At 73.1% G+C, this 21321-nt stretch carries 17 protein-coding genes and 1 pseudogene; 11 read left to right on the forward strand and 7 right to left on the reverse strand.

From position 1 onward, the window contains the following. Positions 1-10: 10 nt before the first annotated feature. The gene (locus tag AC0AIB_RS17725; RefSeq protein ID WP_465097094.1) at positions 11-1453 is read left to right on the forward strand and encodes a non-reducing end alpha-L-arabinofuranosidase family hydrolase; all 1443 of its coding nucleotides are present in this window, start codon (positions 11-13) and stop codon (positions 1451-1453) included. Positions 1454-1699: 246 nt separating this feature from the next. On the opposite strand, the gene AC0AIB_RS17730 is transcribed toward AC0AIB_RS17725, so the two are convergent. Further along, complete coding sequence (locus AC0AIB_RS17730; protein WP_328342986.1) at positions 1700-2083, reverse strand: WhiB family transcriptional regulator; 384 nt, start codon at positions 2081-2083, stop codon at positions 1700-1702. Between the two features lie 257 nt (positions 2084-2340). Here AC0AIB_RS17730 and AC0AIB_RS17735 point away from each other — a divergent pair, with 257 nt between their 5' ends. After that, positions 2341-3165 carry a helix-turn-helix transcriptional regulator gene (locus tag AC0AIB_RS17735; RefSeq protein ID WP_328342988.1) on the forward strand — a complete coding sequence of 275 codons (825 nt, stop codon included), beginning with the start codon at positions 2341-2343 and terminating at the stop codon, positions 3163-3165. A 3-nt stretch (positions 3166-3168) separates the two neighbouring features. On the opposite strand, the gene AC0AIB_RS17740 is transcribed toward AC0AIB_RS17735, so the two are convergent. Then, positions 3169-3579 carry a DUF5319 domain-containing protein gene (locus AC0AIB_RS17740; protein ID WP_328342990.1) on the reverse strand — a complete coding sequence of 137 codons (411 nt, stop codon included), beginning with the start codon at positions 3577-3579 and terminating at the stop codon, positions 3169-3171. A 196-nt stretch (positions 3580-3775) separates the two neighbouring features. On the opposite strand from AC0AIB_RS17740, the gene guaB reads away from it, so the two are divergent. From guaB to AC0AIB_RS17755, 3 genes are all read left to right on the forward strand, one after another. Continuing rightward, positions 3776-5338 carry an IMP dehydrogenase gene (guaB, locus tag AC0AIB_RS17745; protein ID WP_328342992.1) on the forward strand — a complete coding sequence of 521 codons (1563 nt, stop codon included), beginning with the start codon at positions 3776-3778 and terminating at the stop codon, positions 5336-5338. A gap of 31 nt (positions 5339-5369) precedes the next feature. Beyond that, positions 5370-6488 (forward strand): GuaB3 family IMP dehydrogenase-related protein, encoded by a 1119-nt coding sequence (locus AC0AIB_RS17750; RefSeq protein WP_328342994.1) that lies wholly within the window; start codon positions 5370-5372, stop codon positions 6486-6488. 166 nt (positions 6489-6654) lie between these two features. Beyond that, positions 6655-8106, forward strand: coding sequence for a M1 family metallopeptidase (locus AC0AIB_RS17755; protein ID WP_465097095.1), 1452 nt, complete (start codon positions 6655-6657; stop codon positions 8104-8106). Positions 8107-8130: 24 nt separating this feature from the next. On the opposite strand, the gene AC0AIB_RS17760 is transcribed toward AC0AIB_RS17755, so the two are convergent. Beyond that, positions 8131-9249 carry an LCP family protein gene (locus tag AC0AIB_RS17760; protein WP_465097096.1) on the reverse strand — a complete coding sequence of 373 codons (1119 nt, stop codon included), beginning with the start codon at positions 9247-9249 and terminating at the stop codon, positions 8131-8133. Positions 9250-9379: 130 nt separating this feature from the next. Here AC0AIB_RS17760 and AC0AIB_RS17765 point away from each other — a divergent pair, with 130 nt between their 5' ends. Both AC0AIB_RS17765 and guaA read left to right on the forward strand, forming a co-directional pair. Beyond that, positions 9380-11089: an FAD-dependent oxidoreductase gene (locus AC0AIB_RS17765; protein WP_465097097.1), complete on the forward strand. Its 1710-nt coding sequence runs from the start codon at positions 9380-9382 to the stop codon at positions 11087-11089. A gap of 68 nt (positions 11090-11157) precedes the next feature. Further along, positions 11158-12714 carry a glutamine-hydrolyzing GMP synthase gene (gene guaA / locus AC0AIB_RS17770; protein WP_328343002.1) on the forward strand — a complete coding sequence of 519 codons (1557 nt, stop codon included), beginning with the start codon at positions 11158-11160 and terminating at the stop codon, positions 12712-12714. 7 nt (positions 12715-12721) lie between these two features. Here the strand turns inward: guaA and AC0AIB_RS17775 are convergent, their stop codons facing one another. Further along, a complete protein-coding gene (locus AC0AIB_RS17775; protein ID WP_328343003.1) occupies positions 12722-13027 on the reverse strand; it encodes a PspC domain-containing protein in 306 nt (101 codons plus the stop codon). A gap of 144 nt (positions 13028-13171) precedes the next feature. Here AC0AIB_RS17775 and AC0AIB_RS17780 point away from each other — a divergent pair, with 144 nt between their 5' ends. The 3 genes from AC0AIB_RS17780 (at position 13172) to AC0AIB_RS17790 (ending at position 16400) form a co-directional block, all read left to right on the forward strand. Beyond that, positions 13172-14119 carry an NUDIX hydrolase gene (locus AC0AIB_RS17780; protein WP_328343004.1) on the forward strand — a complete coding sequence of 316 codons (948 nt, stop codon included), beginning with the start codon at positions 13172-13174 and terminating at the stop codon, positions 14117-14119. A gap of 81 nt (positions 14120-14200) precedes the next feature. Further along, a complete protein-coding gene (locus tag AC0AIB_RS17785) occupies positions 14201-15193 on the forward strand; it encodes an NUDIX domain-containing protein (protein ID WP_328343005.1) in 993 nt (330 codons plus the stop codon). A gap of 277 nt (positions 15194-15470) precedes the next feature. Then, positions 15471-16400, forward strand: a complete 930-nt coding sequence (locus AC0AIB_RS17790) for a CDP-alcohol phosphatidyltransferase family protein (protein ID WP_328349035.1) — start codon at positions 15471-15473, stop codon at positions 16398-16400. A 63-nt stretch (positions 16401-16463) separates the two neighbouring features. Here AC0AIB_RS17790 and AC0AIB_RS17795 read toward each other — a convergent pair whose 3' ends face one another. The 3 genes and pseudogenes from AC0AIB_RS17795 to AC0AIB_RS17805 form a co-directional block, all read right to left on the reverse strand. Then, positions 16464-17711, reverse strand: coding sequence for a phosphatidylserine decarboxylase (locus tag AC0AIB_RS17795; RefSeq protein WP_328343007.1), 1248 nt, complete (start codon positions 17709-17711; stop codon positions 16464-16466). A 293-nt stretch (positions 17712-18004) separates the two neighbouring features. After that, positions 18005-18274, reverse strand: a pseudogene (locus AC0AIB_RS17800) (hypothetical protein); the annotation flags it as partial. Next, complete coding sequence (locus tag AC0AIB_RS17805; RefSeq protein WP_465097098.1) at positions 18271-19887, reverse strand: PspC domain-containing protein; 1617 nt, start codon at positions 19885-19887, stop codon at positions 18271-18273. The pseudogene AC0AIB_RS17800 and the gene AC0AIB_RS17805, both read right to left, overlap by 4 nt. 168 nt (positions 19888-20055) lie before the next feature. Here AC0AIB_RS17805 and AC0AIB_RS17810 point away from each other — a divergent pair, with 168 nt between their 5' ends. Then, positions 20056-21321: a PspC domain-containing protein gene (locus AC0AIB_RS17810; RefSeq protein WP_328343011.1), complete on the forward strand. Its 1266-nt coding sequence runs from the start codon at positions 20056-20058 to the stop codon at positions 21319-21321.

Here is a 21321-nt window from a genome sequence, read left to right on the forward strand (position 1 = left end):
AGGGTGTTTTATGTCCAGATCCAGATCGGCCAATGTCGGCCTGGTCTCGGCCGGTGTCGCGTTGCTGGCGTCGGCGTCGATCGTCACCGCGTTGCCGGCGGGTGCCGCGGCGGCGGGTTGCTCGGTGAACTACGCCGTGTCCTCGGAGTGGGGTGGCGGTTTCGGCGCCAACGTCGCGATCACCAACCTGGGCGACGCGGTGAGCAGCTGGACGCTCACCTGGTCCTTCGGCTCCGGGCAGTCGGTGACCCAGGCGTGGAACGCCACCGTGACGCAGAGCGGGTCGGCGGTGACCGCCAAGAACGTGAGCTACAACGGCGCGATCCCGACCAACGGCTCGGTGTCGTTCGGCTTCAACGGGGCCTGGACGTCGAGCAACCCGGTCCCGACGAGCTTCGCCCTCAACGGGGTGGCCTGCAACGGCGGCACGACGCCGACCACCCCGCCCACCACCCCGCCCACCACCCCGCCGACGACCGCGCCTCCCACCACCCCGCCGCCGACGACGCCTCCGCCGACCACCCCGCCGCCGGGTAACTGTTCCCTGCCGTCGACGTACCGCTGGTCGTCGACCGGCCCGCTGGCGCAGCCGAAGTCCGGCTGGGCGTCACTCAAGGACTTCACCATCGCCCCCTACCAGGGCAAGCAGTTGGTGTACGCCACCACCCACAGCAGCAGCGCCACCGGCGGCTGGGGTTCGATGAACTTCGGCCTGGTCGACAACCTCAACCAGCTCGGCTCGGCCCCCCAGAACACCATGAGCCAGAGCACCGTCGCGCCGTCGCTGTTCTACTTCGCGCCGAAGAACATCTGGGTTCTCGCCCACCAGTGGGGCGGGACGTCGTTCTCGTACCGCACGTCGACCAACCCGGCCAACGCCAACGGCTGGTCGGCCGCGCAGACCCTGTCGACCGCGAAGATCACCGACTCCGGCACCGGCGTGATCGACCAGACGATCATCGGCGACGACCAGAACATGTACCTGTTCTTCGCCGGCGACAACGGCAGGATCTACCGCCAGATCATGCCGATCGGGAACTTCCCGGGCAGCTTCGGCTCCAACTACACGACGATCATGAGCGACACCTCGGAGAACATCTTCGAGGCGCCGCAGGTCTACAAGGTGCAGGGCCGCAACCAGTACCTGATGATCATCGAGGCCAGGACGAGCTCCTGGGAACGCTACTTCCGCTCGTTCACGGCGACCAGCCTGAGCGGCACCTGGACGCCGAACGCGACGACCTACAACAACCCGTTCGCGGGCAAGGCCAACAGCGGTGCCACCTGGACCAACGACATCAGCCACGGCGAGCTGCTGCGCACCAGCGCAGATCAGACGAACACGATCGACCCGTGCAACCTGCAGCTGCTGTACCAGGGCCGCGCCACGAACTCGGGCGGTGACTACGGCCTCCTGCCGTACCGGCCGGGTCTGCTGACCCTGCAGCGCTGACGGCGTGACGCAGGTGGGACCCCGCTGTTCCTGACTCCCGCGACCGGCGGCGTACGCCGCACCGGGTGAGCCGTAGGGCGGCTCGGGAGCGGGATCGGGTGGAATGAGGGGCGGGTCCGGTGATGCCGGGCCCGCCCCGCTCTTCGTGCGTGTCGGCCGGCCCGGCGTCGGGGCCGGGGGCCGGGGAAACGACGAGGCCGCGCTCCGGAGATCGGAGTGCGGCCTCGTCGAGGTGTGGTGGGTCGGTCAGGCGATCTTGCGCTGGGCCGGTACGGCGGTCTTGTGCGAAGCGCCGAGCCGGGCCTCCATGCGGGCGATGTCCACCCGGGTCTGCCGGCGGTCGGCCAGGTCCTCCCAGCCGAGGGCGAGCAGGCGGAGCCGTTCCGACTCACTGAGGCCGCCCCAGACGCCGTACGGCTCGCGGACCGCGAGGGCGTGGGCGGCGCACTCGGCCCGCACCGGGCAGGCCTGGCACACGGACTTGGCGCCGGACTCCCGACGCAACCGCGACGAGCCGCGCTCGCCGTCCGGGTGGAAGAACTGGGCGCTGTCCCGGCCCCGGCAGGCGCCGAGACGCTGCCAGTCCCACAGGTCGACGATGGGTCCGGGCAGTCTACGTACGTTCGACATCAGCACCCCTCCTCCCGCGCGGCACCGCGGAGATCCTCGTTGAACCGGCGTCCGGGCTGTGGTCCGCGCTGGCGTACCCCGTTTCCGGCGTGCAGCTTCGGTACCCGAACCCCCGTGGCCTCACACGTGCTGAGATCGAAAAAGCCCGACAGCATGCGGCATATGACCCAAATGCCGGAAAAGTTCGAAGGATTGCCCGGAACCTCCTCCCCGGTGGACCCCGTCATGGTCTGCTCGTGTCCGGAGAGGAGACCACCGTGCGTACCGTTCTCGTATGTGTTCGGACACCGCTCGCCGCACAGCAGTTGACCAATGCGGCGGCGCGACTCGGCCTGGCTGCGGTCGTCCGGACCGCCGTCTCCGATCCCGAGGTGATGCTGCGGCTCGCCGAGCGCCCGGTCGACGTGGTGCTCGCCGACACGGCGCTCACCCGGCCGGACAGCGCCGGCTTCGTCCGCCGGGTGCTGGCCCGCGCGCCGCAGGCCGCGGTGCTGCTGCTCGGCACCGAGGAGTCGGAGGCGGCGGCGGCCACCATCAGCGCCGGGGCGCGGGGCCTGATCCAGGGCGCCGACCACGACCTGACCAGCGCGGTGGCCAAGGCCCTGCTGCTGCTCTCCGCGCCCGGACGCCCCGCCCGGCACCGGGTCGCCGACCCTGCCCGGGACACCGCCGCGGTCGGTGCGCCACCCCGATCCACCACCGGTCGTACGCCGACAGCGGGCTGGTCACAGGCGGCGGCCGAGGGGACGCCCGGAGCGCCGTCGGTGGTGCCCGTGCAGCGCGGTGACGACGAGGTCGACGGGGAATCGGAGGCCACGGCGACCGGGACGGCCCCGGCCGGCGCGTCGCCGCGACCGGCTCCCGGCGCGCGCAGCGGTCGGACCTCCGTCGGACTGACCGAACGCGAACTCCAGGTGCTGCTCGGGATGGCCGAGGGCAAGAGTAATGCGGAGATCGGCCGGGAACTCTTCGTTTCGGAGGACACCGTCAAGACCCACGCTCGGCGGCTGTTCCGCAAGCTCGGTGCCCGGGACCGGGCGCACGCGGTGGCCGCCGGCTTCCGCGCCGGCCTGGTCAGCTGAGCGTCAGTCGTCCGGGTCGGCGTCGTCCCCGGAGGACTCGGTGAGCGTGTCGTGCACCCCGTCGGCGTAGCCACGGGCATAGTCCCAGGTGACGTAGTGGTCGGGGTCGGGGTCGTAGGCCGGCTCGTGCACCCGGGGGCGACCGGAGCTGAGCAGGTGACGCAGGTTGCCCCGGAGCAGGTCCCAGTCGAAGTAGTGCGGCTCGCGGCAGTCCTCGCACTCGATGACCAGCCCGCGGACCCCGATCGGGGCCAGCAGGGCCTGGTAGATCTCCAGGTCGGCCAGGTCTTCCAGCACGTCCTGCCGCTCGACCTCGGTCAGCGGGTCGAGCGGGGCGTCGTCGACCGGGTCGTCCAGCCCCGCAGCCGGATCGGCCGGGTCGCCGTTGAACGGGTCGATGGGCTCGTCGTGCACCCCCTCACCGTAGACCCAACGCCCGCGCCACGCGTCCCCCGCCGGTCGCTGTGGCATCGCCGACCCCGGCCGGTCGCCCACGAGGGCCGCCCTGCTCAGTGGGTACGATGAGACGACTCGCCGTCACCCCGGCGTGCGCCGGTCGCCGCGCGCGCCGCCTCGCTGAATCCCGTCCGAGCAGCTCAGGGGAGCAATCGTGGAGAATTCGCCCAGCACCGATCGTCCGGCCGGCGTCGACAACGGCGAGTTGGCGGGCCACCTGCCGGAGCTGCCCGCCGGGTCGGCGCGGGTGGTGCCGCTCGGCCTGACCTTCGACGACGTGCTGCTTCAGCCGGGCGAGTCGGACGTGGTGCCCAGCCGGGTGAACACCCGCACCAGGCTCACCCGCAATGTCGAGCTGACCATCCCGCTGCTGTCCAGCGCGATGGACACCGTCACCGAGGCCCGGATGGCGATCGCGATGGCCCGCCAGGGCGGCATCGGCGTGCTGCACCGCAACCTCTCCCTGGAGGACCAGGCGCTCCAGGTCGACCTGGTCAAGCGCTCCGAGTCCGGCATGATCACCAACCCGGTGACGGCCAGCCCCGAGGACACCCTCCGCGAGGTCGACGAGCTGTGCGGTCGCTACCGCATCTCCGGCGTCCCGGTGGTGGACGGCGACGGCCAACTGGTCGGCATCGTCACCAACCGGGACATGCGTTTCGTCTCCGACCCGGCCACCCCGGTCCACGCGATCATGACCCGGACGCCGCTGGTCACCGCCCCGGTCGGGGTGAGCAAGGACGACGCGCTGGCGCTGCTGCGCCAGCACAAGGTCGAGAAGCTGCCGATCGTCGACGACGCGGGACGGCTGCGCGGCCTGATCACCGTGAAGGACTTCACCAAGAGCGAGCAGTACCCGGAGGCCACCAAGGACGACGCGGGCCGGCTGCGGGTCGCCGCCGCCATCGGGGTGGGCGAGGACGCCTACAAGCGGGCCCGCACCCTTGTCGACGCGGGCGTCGACGTGCTGATCGTGGACACCGCGCACGGTCACCAGCGGGCCGTGCTGGACATGGTCCGCCGGCTCAAGGCCGACGTCACGATCGACATCGTGGGCGGCAACGTGGCCACCTACGCCGGGGCGAAGGCGCTTGTCGACGCCGGTGCCGACGGCGTCAAGGTCGGGGTCGGCCCGGGTGCCATCTGCACCACCCGGATCGTCGCCGGGGTCGGCGTGCCGCAGGTGACCGCGATCATGGAGGCGGCCCGCGCGGCCCGCCCGGCCGGCGTCCCGGTTATCGGCGACGGCGGCATCCAGTACTCCGGCGACATCGCCAAGGCCCTGGTGGCCGGCGCCGACACGGTGATGCTCGGCAGCCTGCTGGCCGGCTGCGAAGAGAGCCCCGGTGAGCTGATCTTCGTCAACGGCAAGCAGTTCAAGGCGTACCGGGGGATGGGGTCGCTCGGCGCGATGCAGTCCCGGGGGCAGGCCAAGTCGTACAGCAAGGACCGCTACTTCCAGCAGGACGTGCTCAGCGACGACAAGCTGGTCCCGGAGGGCGTGGAGGGCCAGGTGCCCTACCGGGGGCCGCTGTCCCGGGTGGCCCACCAGCTGGTCGGCGGGCTGCGGCTGGCGATGGGGTACGCCGGCGCGGAGAACATCCCCGACCTGCACCACCGGGGCCAGCTCATCCGGATCACCGCGGCCGGGCTCAAGGAGAGCCACCCGCACGACATCCAGATGACCGTCGAGGCGCCCAACTACCACACCCGCTGACCCACCACCCCCCAACCACCTGGAGTCCCTCATGCGTGACGTGGTCGAGATCGGGCTGGGCAAGACCGCGCAGCGCGGTTACCACCTGGACGACATCGCCATCGTGCCCAGCCGGCGCACCAGGGACGTCGACGACGTCTCCACCGGCTGGCAGCTCGACGCCTACCATTTCGACATCCCCTGTGTCGGTCACCCCTCGGACGCCACCATGAGCCCCGCCTCGGCGGTGCGACTCGGCCAGCTCGGTGGTCTGGGAGTGCTCAACGTCGAAGGCCTCTGGACCCGGTACGAGAACCCGGCCAAGGTCCTGGAGGAGCTGGCCGACCTGGGCGAGGACGCCCGCGCGACCAAGCGGCTCCAGGAGGTCTACGCCGAGCCGATCCGCCCCGACCTGATCGCCGAGCGGGTCCGCGAGCTGCGGGCGGGTGGCAGCACGGTGGCCGTCCGGGTCTCCCCGCAGCACACCCTGGCGCTGGCCCCGGTGATCCTGGACGCGGGCGTCGACATCCTGGTCATCCAGGGCACCATCGTCTCGGCCGAGCACGTCTCGACCACCGACGAGCCGCTGAACCTCAAGGAGTTCATCGCCGACCTCGACCTCCCGGTGGTGGTCGGCGGTTGCACCGACTACAAGACCGCGCTGCACCTGATGCGTACCGGTGCGGCCGGGGTGATCGTCGGCATCGGCGGCGACGACTGGTCGACCACCGAGTCGGTGCTCGGCATCAGGGTGCCGATGGCCACCGCGATCGCCGACGCCGCCGCGGCCCGCCGCGACTACCTCGACGAGACGGGCGGACGCTACGTCCACCTGATCGCCGACGGTGACATGCAGACCTCCGGCGACATCGCCAAGGCGCTCGGCTGCGGCGCGGACGCGGTGATGCTCGGCGAGCCGCTGTCGCTCTGCGCGGAGGCCCCGGCCGGCGGCGCCTGGTGGCACTCGGCGGCCAGCCACCCGTCGCTGCCGCGTGGCGCGTTCGAGGTGGCGGGCGAACCGCTCGGCTCGATGGAGCGGCTGCTCTTCGGCCCGGCCGACGAGCCGGACGGCCAGCTCAACCTCTTCGGCGGGCTGCGTCGGGCGATGGCCAAGTGCGGCTACCGCGACCTGAAGGAGTTCCAGAAGGTCGGCCTGGTCCTCGACCGCTGACCCGCCGCAGCGACCGGCCGGCTCCCGGGTCCGGCCGGTCGCTGCGTCCGTTACCCGCCGGGCCGTGCCGATCCGCCACCGGTCCGTCGTTCGGGGTATGTGCGGCCGGTGCTCTCGGTAGGCTGCGCGCACGGCGGGGCGGGTGAACGGGGGACACAGGGTGGCCATGAGCCGGAACCGGCGCGGTCTCGCGCTGCTGGTGGCCGTGGTGCTGGCCCTGGCCGGCTGTACCGCCGACCGGAGGCCGCGGGAGGAATCCCGGCCGGCCCCGACGACCAGCCCGACCCCGGGCGCGACCACCGGCCCGGCCGGCGTCGGCGACCCGTACTTCCCGACCGCGGGCAACAGCGGTTACGACGTCGACAGGTACGCCCTCAAGGTCCGCTACGACCCGGCCGCCGACGAGCTGCGCGGCACCACCACCGTGCGGGCCACCGCCACCGCCGGGCTGCCCCTGTTCCACCTCGACCTGGCCGGCCTGACGGTGCGGCGGGTGACAGTGGACGGCACGCCGGCCCGGCACGCCCGCGAGGGTGCCGAGCTGGTGATCACCCCGGCCACGCCGGTCCGAGCCGGGGCGGTCTTCACCGTCGAGGTCGACTACGACGGCCGGCCGGTGCCGCTGCGCAACGAGACGATCGGCGAGGGCGGTTGGCTGCACACCGCCGACGGAGCGGTCGCGCTCGGCCAACCCGAGTCGGCGAGCACCTGGTTCCCGGTCAACGACCACCCCTCCGACAAGGCCGCCTACGACTTCGAGATCACCGTGCCGAAGGGGCTGGTCGCGGTCGCCAACGGCGTGCCGAAGGGGCAGCGTCCGGCAGCCGGCGGTGGGACCACCTGGCGCTGGTCCGAGGACGCCCCGATGGCCAGCTACCTGAGCACCGTGGTGATCGGGAAGTACCGCACCACCACCGGTGAACACCGGGGCAGACCGGTGTTCAGCGCGGTCGCCAGCACCCTGCCCCGGGGTGCCGCGGACGAGTCGATCGCCCGCACGCTGGAGGTCGCCGACCACCTGGAGAGCGTCTTCGGGCCGTACCCGTTCGGGGCGTACGGCGGGGTGGTGGTCGACGATCCCCGGATCCGGTACGCGCTGGAGACGCAGAGCCGGCCTGTCTACTCGGCCAGCTTCTTCCGGACCGGCGAGAACACCGGGGTGGTCGCGCACGAACTGGCCCACCAGTGGTTCGGCGACAGCGTCTCGCTGGCCCGCTGGGAGGACATCTGGCTCAACGAGGGGCTGGCCACGTACGCCGAGTGGCTCTGGGCCGAACACCAGGGCCGGGACACCGCCCAGGCGGCCTTCGACACGCGGTACGCCTCGTCCAGCGACCAGGTCTGGCGGGTGCCGCCCGGAGCGCCCGGGGTGGCGAACCTGTTCAGCGATTCGGTCTACCAACGCGGCGGGATGACCGTGCACGCGCTCCGGGTGACGGTCGGCGACGACGCGTTCTTCCGGATCCTGCGGACCTGGGTGGCGGAGAAGCGGAACGACAATGCCACCACCGCCGAGTTCGTGGCCACCGCCGAGCGGGTCTCCGGGCAGCAGCTCGACGACCTCTTCGCCGCCTGGCTGCACGGCACCGAACGACCCCCGCCGCCCACCCGCCGCTGACCCGTCCCAGCCCCGCCCACCCGGTCAGTTCTTCACCCGCAGCTCGGGGTGGGCGTCCAGATAACTCTCGGCCTTGCCGGCCTTGAGCGCCGGCAGGAAGCCCTTGCCGACGGTGGTGAGCTGCTCACCCCGGTAGCTGCTGCCCTTGCCCACCCCGTCGCCGGGCAGGCCGACCAGGGTGATCCGGTCGGCGCTCATGCCACCCAGGGCGTACGCCAGGTCGACGATGCGCGGCCCGCCCGCATAGACCAGGGTGTCGCCGAGCGCGGCCACCACCTGCTCCACCCGGTCCGGTTCACGGGCCAGGTTCCCGCCGAGGATCTTGGCGGCCAGCGCCCGGAGGAGTTGCTGCTGGTGGCGCTGCCGGGCGTAGTCGCCGCCGGCGATGTAGCGCTGCCGGGCGTAGTCGAGCGCCTGCCAGCCGTTGAGGTGCCGTTCGCCCTTCTCGTAGACCATCTGCGGGCCGGTGTAGCCGCCGCCACCGGGGGCCGGGTCGCGGTACTTGCCGTCCGGCCTGCGGTGCAGGGAGGGGACCCGCTGGTCGACGTAGAGGTCCACCCCGCCGAGGGTGTCGACCAGCCGGTCGAAGCCGTTGAAGGTGATCACCGCACCGGCGTCGAAGCGCAGCCCGGTGTAGCCGGCGACCGTGCTGCGCAGCAGCTCGTACCCCTGGGCGGCGCTGGGGTTCTTGGGTTTGCCCGGCACCCGGCTGCCGTAGCTCATCGCGTGGGTGAGCTTCGTCCGGCCGCCCTTGTACCCCGACTTCGGGAACGCCGGGATGTCGACCACCAGGTCGCGGGGGAGCGAGAAGAGGTACGCCCGGTCCAGCCCGGCCGGCACGTGCAGCACCAGCACCGAGTCGCCGTGCGGCTCCCAACCGGGCACGCTGACCCGGGTGTCCACCCCGACCAGGAGCAGGTTGAGCGGGCCGGTGATGGCCGCGCCGGGTGGCGGGGTCGGGCTGGGGGTGGGGCTCGGCGTCGGGCTGGCGGTCGTGGCGACCGGCCCGGCCGTACGCCGTGGCCCGTCGTCGCGGACCTGCCGGGTCACCACCAGGGCGACCACCGCCACCAGTACGACACCGATCAGGGCGGCCAGCCCCCACACCCATCGTGGGCGTCCCGTTCCGGTTTCCTGAGTCATCGCTCGCCACCCCCGTCTGCACAACGCGTCGACCGGCCCCCCGGGTTGCGGGCGTCGATCGGCGACGGTGAGCATGATCGCGCGAAATCCGGCACTGGCGCGATGGCTACCCGCCGGTAATGATGCGTTCATGCGGTACGACGTGCTCGTCATCGGCTCCGGCTTCGGTGGCAGCGTCACCGCGCTGCGGCTGGCCGAGAAGGGCTACACCGTCGGGGTGCTGGAGGCGGGCCGGCGGTTCGCCGACGACGAGTTCCCGCAGACCTCCTGGCGGCTGCGCCGGTTCCTCTGGGCACCCCGGCTCGGCTGTTACGGGCTGCAACGGATCACCCTGCTCCGCCCGGCCGACCGGAAGGCCGGCGGCGGCGTGCTCGTGCTCTCCGGTGCCGGGGTGGGCGGCGGCTCCCTGGTCTACGCGAACACCCTCTACCAGCCGCCGGACGCCTTCTACGCCGACCCGCAGTGGCGCGACGTCACCGACTGGCGGGCCGAACTCGCCCCTCACTACGACCAGGCCGCACGGATGCTCGGGGTCACCACGTACCCCCGGCACACCGGCGCGGACCGGGCGATGCGGGCGGTGGCCGAGCGGATGGGGGTGGGGCACACCTTCGGGCCCACCCCGGTGGGGGTGCACCTCGGCCGCCCCGGCGAACGGGTGGCCGACCCGTACTTCGGTGGGGCGGGGCCGGAGCGCACCGGCTGCACGCACTGCGGGTCGTGCATGACCGGCTGCCGGCACGGTGCCAAGAACACCCTGGTCAAGAACTACCTGTGGCTTGCCGAACGGCTCGGCGCGCGGGTCCATCCGCTGACCACGGTGACCGCCGTCCACCCGGATGCCGACGGCGGCTACCGGGTGCACACCACGCGGACCGGAGCCTGGCTGCGGCGGCGTCGCCAGGTGTTCCGGGCCGACCAGGTGGTCTTCGCGGCCGGCGCGCTCGGCACCCAGCGGCTGCTGCACGAGATGAGGCAGACCGGGGTGCTGCCCCACCTGTCGGACCGCCTCGGCGAACTGACCCGCACCAACTCGGAGGCGATCCTCGGCGCGTCGGTCGGCCACCGGCAGGCCGGGCAACGGGGGCTCGACTTCACCGACGGGGTGGCGATCACCAGCTCGTTCCACCCCGACCCGCAGACCCACGTCGAGCCGGTCCGCTACGGCCGGGGCGCCAACGCGATGGGGCTGCTCCAGTCGTTGCTTGTCGACGGCGGCCCGCACCGGGTCCGGCGCTGGCTGGGCGGCCTCGTCCGGCACCCCCTGGTGGCCGCCCGGATGCTCTCGGTGCGCCGCTGGTCGGAGCGGACGGTGATCGCGCTGGTGATGCAGTCGGTCGACAACTCGCTTACCACCCGCTGGCAGCGGGGCCCGCTGGGCCGGCGACGGCTGGTCTCCGGCCCCGGGCACGGCGCGCCCAACCCGACCTGGATCCCGGCCGGCAACCGGGCGGTCCGGCTGCTCGCCGAGGAGATCGACGGCACCCCGGGTGGGGCGTTGACGGAGCCGTTCGACATCCCGATGACCGCGCACATCCTCGGCGGGGCGGTGATCGGTGCCACCCCGGCCGACGGGGTGATCGACCCGTGGCACCGGGTGTACGGGCATCCGGGGCTGCACGTGGTCGACGGGGCGGCGGTCTCGGCGAACCTCGGGGTGAACCCGTCGCTGACGATCACCGCGCAGGCGGAACGGGCGATGTCGTACTGGCCGAACAAGGGCGAACCGGACCCCCGGCCGCCGCTCGGGTCGGCGTACACCCGGATGGGTGCGGTGCCGCCGCGGCACCCGGCGGTCCCGGCGGACGCCCCCGGCGCGCTGCGTCACGGGCCGCGCTGACCGGGTGCGGCGTGCCCGGGGGCGGCCCGTGCCCGGGGCGGGTGTGACTGTCGGTAGGATTTGCGCACATGAGCACGCCTCGCCCCGTCCTCGTGGTGGACTTCGGAGCCCAGTACGCCCAGCTCATCGCGCGCCGGGTGCGCGAGGCGAAGGTCTACTCGGAGATCGTCCCGCACTCCATGCCGGTCGCCGAGATGTTGGCGAAGGACCCGGCCGCGATCATCCTGTCCGGCGGCCCGTCCAGTGTCTACGCCCCGGAGGCTCCGCAGATCGACGCCGGGCTGTTCGAGGCGGGCGTGCCGGTATTCGGCATCTGCTACGGCTTCCAGGCGATGGCCCAGGCGCTCGGCGGCACTGTCGCCCGGACCGGCAACCGGGAGTACGGCGGCACCCCGCTGCGTCCCCGGCTGCTCGACCCGGGCGTGCTGCTGCGTGACCTGCCGGCCGATCTGCCCGTCTGGATGAGCCACGGCGACGCGGTGACCGAGGCCCCGGCCGGTTTCACTGTGACCGCCGAGTCGGCGGGTGCCCCGGTCGCCGCCTTCGAGGACCTGGCCGGTCGCCGGGCCGGTGTGCAGTTCCACCCCGAGGTGGGGCACACCGCGCAGGGTCAGGAGATGCTCCGCCGCTTTCTCTACGACATCGCCGGCATCGCGCCGACCTGGACGCCGCAGAACATCATCGACGAGCAGGTGGCCCGGATCCGGGCCCAGGTCGGCGACAAGGAGGTCATCTGCGGCCTGAGCGGCGGGGTCGACTCGGCGGTCGCCGCCGCGCTTGTCCACAAGGCGGTCGGTGACCAGCTCACCTGCGTCTTCGTCGACCACGGCCTGCTGCGCGCCGGCGAGGCCGAGCAGGTGGAGAAGGACTACGTGGCAGCCACCGGCATCAAGCTGAAGGTGGTGGACGCGGCCGAGCGGTTCCTCGGCGCGCTGGCGGGGGTGACCGACCCGGAGCAGAAGCGGAAGATCATCGGCCGGGAGTTCATCCGGGTCTTCGAGGCCGCCGCCCGGGAGGTCGCCGCCCACGGCGACGTCGAGTTCCTGGTGCAGGGCACCCTCTACCCGGACGTGGTGGAGTCCGGCGGCGGCACCGGCACCGCCAACATCAAGAGCCACCACAACGTCGGCGGCCTGCCGGAGGATCTGAAGTTCGCCCTGGTCGAGCCGCTGCGCACGCTGTTCAAGGACGAGGTCCGGGCGCTCGGCCTCCAGCTGGGCCTGCCCGAGGCGATGGTCTGGCGGCACCCGTTCCCGGGGCCGGGTCTGGCCATCCGGATCATCGGCGCCGTCGACCGGGAGCGGTTGGCGCTGCTGCGCCAGGCCGACCTGATCGCCCGGGAGGAGCTGACCGCCGCCGGCCTGGACCGGGGCGTCTGGCAGTTCCCGGTGGTGCTCCTGGCCGACGTGCGCAGCGTCGGGGTGCAGGGTGACGGGCGCAGCTACGGGCATCCCGTCGTGCTGCGCCCGGTCTCCAGCGAGGACGCGATGACCGCCGACTGGTCCCGGCTGCCCTACGACGTGGTGGCCCGGATCTCCACCCGGATCACCAACGAGGTCGCCGAGGTCAACCGGGTGGTCCTGGACGTGACGAGCAAGCCGCCGGGCACCATCGAGTGGGAGTGACCGGGGCTCAGCCGGCCGTCGGCGGTACCGCCGGAGGCTGAGGCTGCGGCCGGGGTGCCGGCTGCGGCGTCGTCGGGTGCGGCCAGGCCGGGGCGCCGGCCGGCTCCTCCGGCATCAGGAACCACATGACCGGGTACGCCAGGGCGGCGACACCGCCGGTGACCAGGGTCGCCACCGCGAACAACACCCGGACCAGGGTGGGGTCGACGGCGAAGTAGCGGCCGAGGCCGCTGGCGACGCCTGCCACCATCCGGTCGGTGGTCGGCCTGCGGAGCTGCTTGTACGGGGCGTGGGGGGTGCTCGTCGAGGTCATGTCTCCACGGTCCGCGCCGACCGGGCCGCCGACCTCGGTGACTGCCCCGATCCCTACCCTGATCGATCCCTGAGTGGCCAGCTCTGAGTCAGGAATCCGACTCTTTTCCGCACTGGTAACGCGACCCGGGGAGAATTTGGCTCCGTGACCACCTTGCTGGAGCCGCTCCGCAGGATCGCGGCATATGCAGTCTGTGCAGATTCAGTCGGCCGAGTGTTGCTGGTCCGCGCATCGGAGCGCTCCGGCACCCCCGGCGTATGGTCCCTGCCCGGTGGGGCGGTCGACCACGGCGAGGACCCGAACCACACGGTCGTCCGGGAGACAGCCGCCGAGACGGGCCTCTCGGTCGCCGTCGCCGGCCTGGCGGACGTCCTGGCCGACATGCGCGCACTGCCCGAGCGGCGCATCACCATCCACACCGACCGCCTGATCTACCAGGTCTCGGTGCGTGGCGGCACCCTCACCGACCGGGTGGACCGCTCCACCGACCTGGTCCGCTGGTACACCCTCGACGAGGCGCGGGAGCTGCCGCTGCGGGCCTTCACCGCACGCGCCCTGGGGCTGCCGGCCTCCTCGGCCGACGTGGTCCCCGACGAGGCCCCCGAGTTCCCCTCCTTCTACGCCGTGCCCGGCCCGGACGGGCTGCACCGGGCGCAGCGCTTCGCCGCGTACGCGGTGGCCACCGACCCGGCGGGCCGGGTGCTGCTGACCCGGGTCTCCGACGGCTACCCGGGCGCGGGCTGCTGGCACCTGCCCGGCGGCGGCACCGACTACGGCGAGCAGCCGGGCGCGGCACTGATCCGGGAGCTGGTCGAGGAGACCGGGCAGACGGGTCGACTCGTCGAGCTGCTCGGGGTGGCCAGTCACCGGGACGCCGCCTCGCTCGGCCCCGAGGGCTACCCGATCGACTGGCACGGCGTACGCGCCTTCTACCGGGTGATGGTCGACCAGCCCGCCCCGCCGACGGTGACCGACGTGGGCGGCTCCACCTGTGAGGCCCGCTGGTTCGCCCGTGAGGAGCTGGGTGCCCTGCCCGCCGACCGGCTCACCGAGGTCACCGCCGAGGCGGTGCAGGCCGCCCGACTCACCTGACGGTGGCTGCCCCGGTCGGTGCTCGGTCGGGCGACCGCTAGCCTCATGATCGACGGGCGGGCCGCGACGGGGGAGTGCGACGTGCAGGAGCGACGGCGGATCGCGGCGTACGGCTGGGCGGTGGACGACGCCGGCCGGGTCCTGCTGGCCCGGGGGGCGGCCTCCGGCCCCTTTCCGGAGGTCTGGCGGTTGCCGGGCGGGGGCGTCCGGCATGCCGAGCATCCGGTCGACGCAGTGGTCCGCGGGTTCGCCGAGGAGACCGGGCTGGACGCCACGGTCACCGGGGTGCGCGCCGCCGTCGCCGACGTGACCCACCTCCGTGCCGGAAACTCGGACGTGTCGGTGCACACCGACCGATTGGTGTTCGACGTCACCGTCCGGGGTGGTCGACTCCGCTCGGCGGCGGACGGGGGCGCCGACGAATTGGCCTGGTGCACCCCGCAGGAGGCGGCGGTGTCGCCGTTGCTGCCGTTCACCGCCCGGCTGCTCGGCCTGCCGGCCGCGCCGCTTCCCGCCGACCTGCCGCAGGAACCGCCGACCGCGCCTCAGCCGCCGCCCGGGTCGGACCGGCGGCAACGGTTCGCCGCGTACGGCCTGGTCACCGACCCCGACCAGCGGGTGTTGCTCACATTGATCGCGCCCGGCTATCCGGGTGCCGGCAAGTGGCACCTGCCCGGCGGGGGTACCGATCACGGTGAGCAGCCGGTCGACGGTCTGTTACGGGAACTGGTGGAGGAGGCGGGCCAGCGGGGCCGGGTCGACCGATTGATCTTGGTCGACAATCTGCACAATCCGGTCGCAGTCGGCCCCGAGGGTCGACCACTCGACTGGCACGGAGTGCGGGTGATCTATCGGGTGCTGGTCGACGAGCCCGGCGAGGCGGTGGTGACCGAACCAGCGGGGGGATCGACGGCGAGCGCCGCCTGGTTCACGTCTTCGCAGCTCAGCGGCCTTTTGTTGACAGACGTGGCCCTGTTGGCGACCGGGGCGGCGGTCGGATGGCGGTCGCTCGACGAGCCGGTTGAGGGGCACTCCGGTAAAGTCAGGCCTGCGGTTGGCGACAAAAATGGGTGATGAAGCCCGAGATGGGAATAAGGGAGCGGTTCGCGCGGTTTAAGCGGATATAGAACTACCGCCGGCAGCTATCGCCAAGCACCAGGCCCCTGTGCAATGGTGTACTCCGCTTGAACGGCTGCCGGGCCACGAAGCGGTCCGGCACGAGACAGCCGGACATCCGCCCGCACGGGCGGCCAGCCGATCCGGTGATGGAGGAAACGTGCCGAGAGCCCCATGGCGCCGGCGTCGTACGACTGACAGTCCGCGCCCCGCAGGGCGTCGCTGGGCGGGCCGGTTGCGCCGCAGCAGCACATTCGCCCGCCAGGTGCTGCTGGTCCGGGTGGGTCGCCGCGACGGCGACCAGCTCAACAGCACCGACCTGGTCCTTCCGGAGCACCGTGTCGACCGCCAACGTCGCCGGTACGGTTTCGACCGTCGGGGGGTCACCCTCGACCGCGCCGAGATCGAGGCGGTCGTGCCGGTCAGCCCGGCACTCGCCCCCGCCGCGTCGGTCGACGATTCGCCGGCGACGGCGATCCCGCTGCTCCCCGGCGCGCGTACCCCGGCCCGCCGGATGAAGTTCGCGCTGGTCAACGCCTGCACCCTGGCCAGCCTGGTGCTCGGCATCAACGCCATCTTCGTGGCCATGGACGGTCATACCCGGCTCGCCGCGCTCCTGCTGATCGCCTGCGTGGTCTTCGACGGTCTCGACGGCGCGCTCGCCCGGAAGTTCGGCGTGGCCAGCCCGTTCGGTGCCCAGATGGACTCGCTTGCCGACATGTGCTCCTTCGGCCTGGCCGCCCCGGTGGTGGTCTACGCCTCGCTGGCCGGGTCGGCCCCCACCGCCGCCGCGGCGGTCGCGGCGGCCCTCGTGGCGTCCTGCGCCGCGATCCGGCTCGCCCGGTTCAACGTCTCACCCAAGGACGGCCGGTTCTTCTGCGGCGTGCCCACCACCATGGCGGCGGCGGTGCTCGCCCTCACCGTGGCCATCGGGCTGCCGCTGCCGGCGACCGTGCAGATCGGCGGGGTGGCGCTGCTGGCCTTCGCGATGGTGTCCAGCTTCCCCTACGCCAAGCTTGCCCGGCTGGTCAAGCTGCCGCCGTGGCTCTGGCTGGCCCCGGCCGTCGGCGCGCTTGTCGACATCCGGCTCACCTTCGCCCTCGTGGTGATGGGCTACCTGGTCAGCGGGCCGCTGCTCTGGCTGCACCAGCGTCGCACAGCCTGATCCGTCCGCAGCTACGCAACAGGGGCGCCGCGATCGCGGCGCCCCTGTTCGCGTCGGCGTCGCTCAGCTCCAGCGGGCGATGACCGAGGAACCGCCGACCACCTTGTCGCCGGGGCCGACCAGCGGCTCGGCGGCGTCGGCCGGCAGGTAGACGTCGGTACGGGAGCCGAACCGGATCAGCCCGAACCGTTCGCCCCGGGCCAGCAGTGCCCCCACCGGGGCCCGCTGCACGATCCGGCGGGCGATCAGCCCGGTCCGCTGTGCCACCACCACCGTGCCGTGCGCGGTGTCCAGCACCGTGTAGGCGGCGACGTTGTGCTCGGCGTCCGGCTTCATCGCGTTGACGAAGCCACCGTCGGCGACGAAGTAGTCCACCACCTTGCCGGCCACCGGCGAGCGGTTGACGTGCACGTCCAGCACCGACAGGAAGACCGCGATCCGCAGCCACTCACCGTCGCCGAACCGCTCGTCGTGCAGCCGCTGCACCGACAGCACCTGGCCGTCCGCGGCGGCGACCACCGCCGACGGGTCCTCCGGCACGTCCCGCTGCGGGTCCCGGAAGAACGCGGCCACCGGAGCGGCGGCGAGCGCCGGCACCAGCCACAGCTTCGACTTCGGCCGGACCACCCGGGCGACCGCGGCCAGGCCGAGCGCGATGCCGGCCGCCGCCACCCCGTTCGAGTCGATGTGCATGCCCCGGGTCAGCGGCACGCTCGACGGCCGGTACGCCGGGGCGAGCTGGGCCGCCGCCGCGGGGCTGGCCGGGGTGAACCGCAGGTGGTGCACCCGGACCGGCGGGGAGTTGCGCAGCACCAGGTCGGTGCGGACGCCGTGCAGCACGCCGTGCCGGTCCAGCTCGGCGGCGGCCCCGTCGGTGCGGAACACCGGTGCGGCCACGCTCAGCACCGCGCCGTCGGCCAGGTACTTGGTGAGGCCGTCGACGGCGTCGCGGGTCTCCTCGCCGGTGCCGGTGAACGGCTCGGCGGCGATCACCAGCTCGGCAGTGTCCGCCTCGGCGAGGGAGTCGACCACCCGTACCCGGTCGGCGACCCAGCGGCCCTGGGCCGTGACGTGTTCGCGCAGCGTGGCGGCGTCGGTCGCCGGGGCCGGCACGACGGTCAACGTGTCACCCGGCAGCAGCGCGTCGATCGCCGCGGCGAGGACCGCGGCCCCGGGGGCCGCGCCCACCAGCAGGGCGGCCTTCGGGTCGTTGCGTCGGGCGAGTTCGGCGACGAGGGTACGGGCGGCACGCTCGCCGATGCGGACCGGACCGGACGGACCGGAGGGGCGCACGGCGGGGGACTGGGTCATGTCGGGCGGGCTCCTGACAGGGTAGAGACGGACGTCGCGGCGGGACCGCCTCGGGCGCCCCGGACAGTGCACACCCGGGCCGGTGCCCTGGCGCGGCCACCGGCGGACCCGACGGTGTGGCGGTCGGACGGAGGCGGGATCTCCCCGGCCAGCATACGAGCCGCCGGACGCCGGCCGCACCGGTGCGGTCAGCGGGACGGCTGCGGTGGTTCCGCGCCGACGTCGTCCGGCTCTGCCGCCTCCGGGGTGCCGAGGTGCAACTCGGCGGTGTCCTGCCCGCCGATCCGCTGGTCGTCCCCGGCGGCCGGGCCGGCTGGTACACCGGTCGCCGGGCCGTTGGTCGCCGGTACGTCGGCTGGAGGTGCCTCCCGGTCCGGGGTGCGGGCCGACCGCACCGCACCGACCAGGCCGAGCAGGCCGATCAGCACCAGCGCGCCGGCCAGGAACCAACCCACCGCAGGCAGGGCCAGCCCGAGGATCTGGGCGAGCAGCCACCAGAGAGCGAGCCCCACGAAGAGCAGGCCGAAGACGAACGACACCAGGTCGGTGCGATGGACCTTCACCGGGTCACCTCCAGGTTGCCCGCGTTGACGTGGACGGTGAGCCGCAGCGTGCCGCCGCCGGGTCCGTCCGGGCCCAGGTCGGTGAGCTGCCGTGCCTGCCCCTCCAACCCGGAGGTACGTCGTCCGAAGACGGTGGCCTCCCCGGCCTTGACGTTGGTCACCGCGGTGACGTCCACGTTCGGCGGCACCACGATGGTGGCCTCGCCGAAGTTGACCACCACTGTGAGATCGGTGTCCTGCTTGTCGAAGTCCACCGCGCGCAGGTCCAGGGTCGCGTCGCCGAAACTGTTCTCGTAACGGTCGGCGAGCTCCCGATAGCTGGTCGGTGCCCAGGTGACCGCCCCGTCGACACCACGGACCCGGTCGTAGGACTCGGCCACGGCGGCCACCCCGAGGGCGGCGGCGGCGACCAGACCGAGGGCGATCAGCCAGCGGGCCCGGCCGAACCAGGTGCCCACCAGCAGGCCGAGCCCGATGGTGGCGAGCACCGCCGCGAAGTATCCGGCCGCGCCGATCGGGAAGACGTCCAGCAGATCCAGGATGGCTACCACGCCGACGACCATGAAGATCAGCGAGAAGGTCGCGGCACCCAGCGACGACCGCTCCTTCGGCTTCTTCGGCGGCTTGACGGGGGGCGTGGGCGGTGCCGGAGGCGGGGCTCCAACGGCGTACGGGCCGTGTGGCGCGAACGGCGGTCGGTAACCCGTACCGGGCGGTGGTGGGACGGCCACCGGTGCGGTGGTGGGCCCACCTGCCACCGGCGCGCGGGGCGGCCAGCTCGGGGCCTCCGCCCGGGTCGCGCTGATCTCCATCGGCCTGGCCGCTGGCCAGGCCGGCAGCGGGGCGGTCCGGGTCTGCGCGGGCCAGCCCGCCGGTTCCCCGGCCCGGGCCGGCGGCCACCCCGCCGGGTCACCGACCCGACCCGGCAGGAACGGTGGGGCCGGTGCGGCGGGTGCCGGCGGGGTGAACGGGGCGGGCGCCGGGTAGCCGACCGGGGGCACCGGTCCAGGCGGGGGGGCCGACCCGGGTGGAGGTCCACCCGGACCGGCGGCCGGCACACCGGAACGGCTCTCCCGGTTGAGCAGCAGTGCGCCGCCGATGAGGATGGCCGCGCCCAGCAGCACCGCCCGGAACGCGTCGGTGACGATGTACCCGAAGCTGACCGCGACCAGGATGGTCAGCACGATCACGGTGATCGGGGACATGCTCGACCGACCGCGCCCGAGCATCGACTCCAGCGGCGAGGCGCTGTCACCCTCCCCCGGGATGATCAGCCAGGCGGCCACGTACACCAGGACGCCGACCCCGCCGAAGAACCCGAGCACGGCGAGCAGTACCCGCCACAGCACCGGGTCGGTGTTGGTGGCCCGGCCGATCGCCGCGCAGACCCCGGCCAGGTAGCGGCCGTCGCGGGGCCGGACCAGGCCGTACCGTGAGGTGAAGCTGGCACCTCCGGACGGCGGGGGGTAGCCCCCGGGAGGTGGCGGCGCGTCGTCGCCCCCCGTGGGCGACGCGGGCGCCGTCGCGGTCGGCCCGGCGGCGGAACCGGGCGGCGGCGTACCATCCGGTGCCGCCACCGGGGGGTACGGCGGCGGGGCTGGGTCCTCGGTCATGTCCCGATCCTGCGGCGTCACCGGGCCGAGTCGCCTCCGGAACCGACCCTGACCCCACCCTGAGATCCCGGCGGGCGGATGTCGGGGGCGTCCCCGTGGTCGGCACCGCCACGGGCGTGTGACGATCGGAGCGGCACCGCACCGCCCGGTGTCCGTCCGACACCCACCGTGACCAGGGAGCCTCAAATCAGCGCCGTGACCCCGCCGCCGCGCCTCTACCGGGCGCCCGAGCACCGGCTGGCCGCCGGGGTGGCCGCCGGCATCGCCGACCACCTCGGCATCTCGGTGCTGCGGGTACGCGTCGCGTTCATGGTGCTGCTCGGCCTCAGCGGTCTCGGGCTGCTGCTGTACGCGGCGTTCTGGGCGGTGGTGCCGCTGCGCCCGGGTGACACCGCCACGCCGCCCCGGCGCGACCCCGGGCAGCTGCTGCCGTTCGTGGCGATCGGCCTCGGTGTGCTGCTGGTCCAGGTGCTGGTCTTCGACTCGGTCGGCGCGGCGGGCACCGCCGGCTGGCTGGTGGCGATCATCGCGGTCGGTGCCGGGGTGATCTGGCACCAGTCCGCGCCGGAGCGCCGCCGGCAGTGGAGCGGGTCGATGGCGGTGCCCTGGCTCGGCGCGGTGGTGGAGGAGAGCGACAGGCGGGCCTTCGTGCTCCGCTTCGCCGGGGGCGCGGTGCTGGTCGCCGTCGGCATCATCGGCGTGGCGGCTGTCTACTCCCCGGTGCAGAACCTCGACGCGGTGGTCAACGGGGTGATCTTCGCGTTGGTCGGGTTGGCCGGGGTCGGGGTGGTGGCCGCCCCGGTGCTGTGGCGCACCTGGAACCAGCTCCGCTCGGAACGGGAGGGGCGCATCCGCGAGCAGGAGCGCGCCGAGTTGGCCGCCATGGTGCACGACCAGGTGCTGCACACCCTCGCCCTGATCCAGCGCAACGCCAGCGACGTCAAGACGGTGCAGCGACTCGCCCGGGGCCAGGAGCGGTCGTTGCGCAACTGGCTCTACAAGCCCACCGCCTCGCCGACCGAGCGGTTCGCGGCGGCACTGGAACAGGCCGCCGCCGAGGTGGAGGACACGTTCGCGATCACCGTCGAGGCGGTGGTGGTGGGTGACCGGGAGACCGACGAACGGGTGGGTGCGCTGGTGGCGGCGGCGCGGGAGGCGATGGTCAACGCGGCCCGGCACGCCGGGGTGCAGACGGTGTCGCTCTATGCCGAGGTCGAGCCGGAGCAGGTGAGCGTCTTCGTCCGGGACCGGGGGAAGGGCTTCGACCCGGATACCGTGGAGGATCACCGGCACGGCGTCCGAGGATCGATCATCGGGCGGATGAAGCGGCACGGTGGCCGGGCGGAGATCCGTTCCGAGCCCGGGGAGGGGACGGAGGTCCGGTTGATGCTGCCGATCACCGGCACCGGCTCCACGGCGGAAAGGGACAGCTGA

The organism is Micromonospora sp. DSM 43699, from assembly GCF_055517075.1.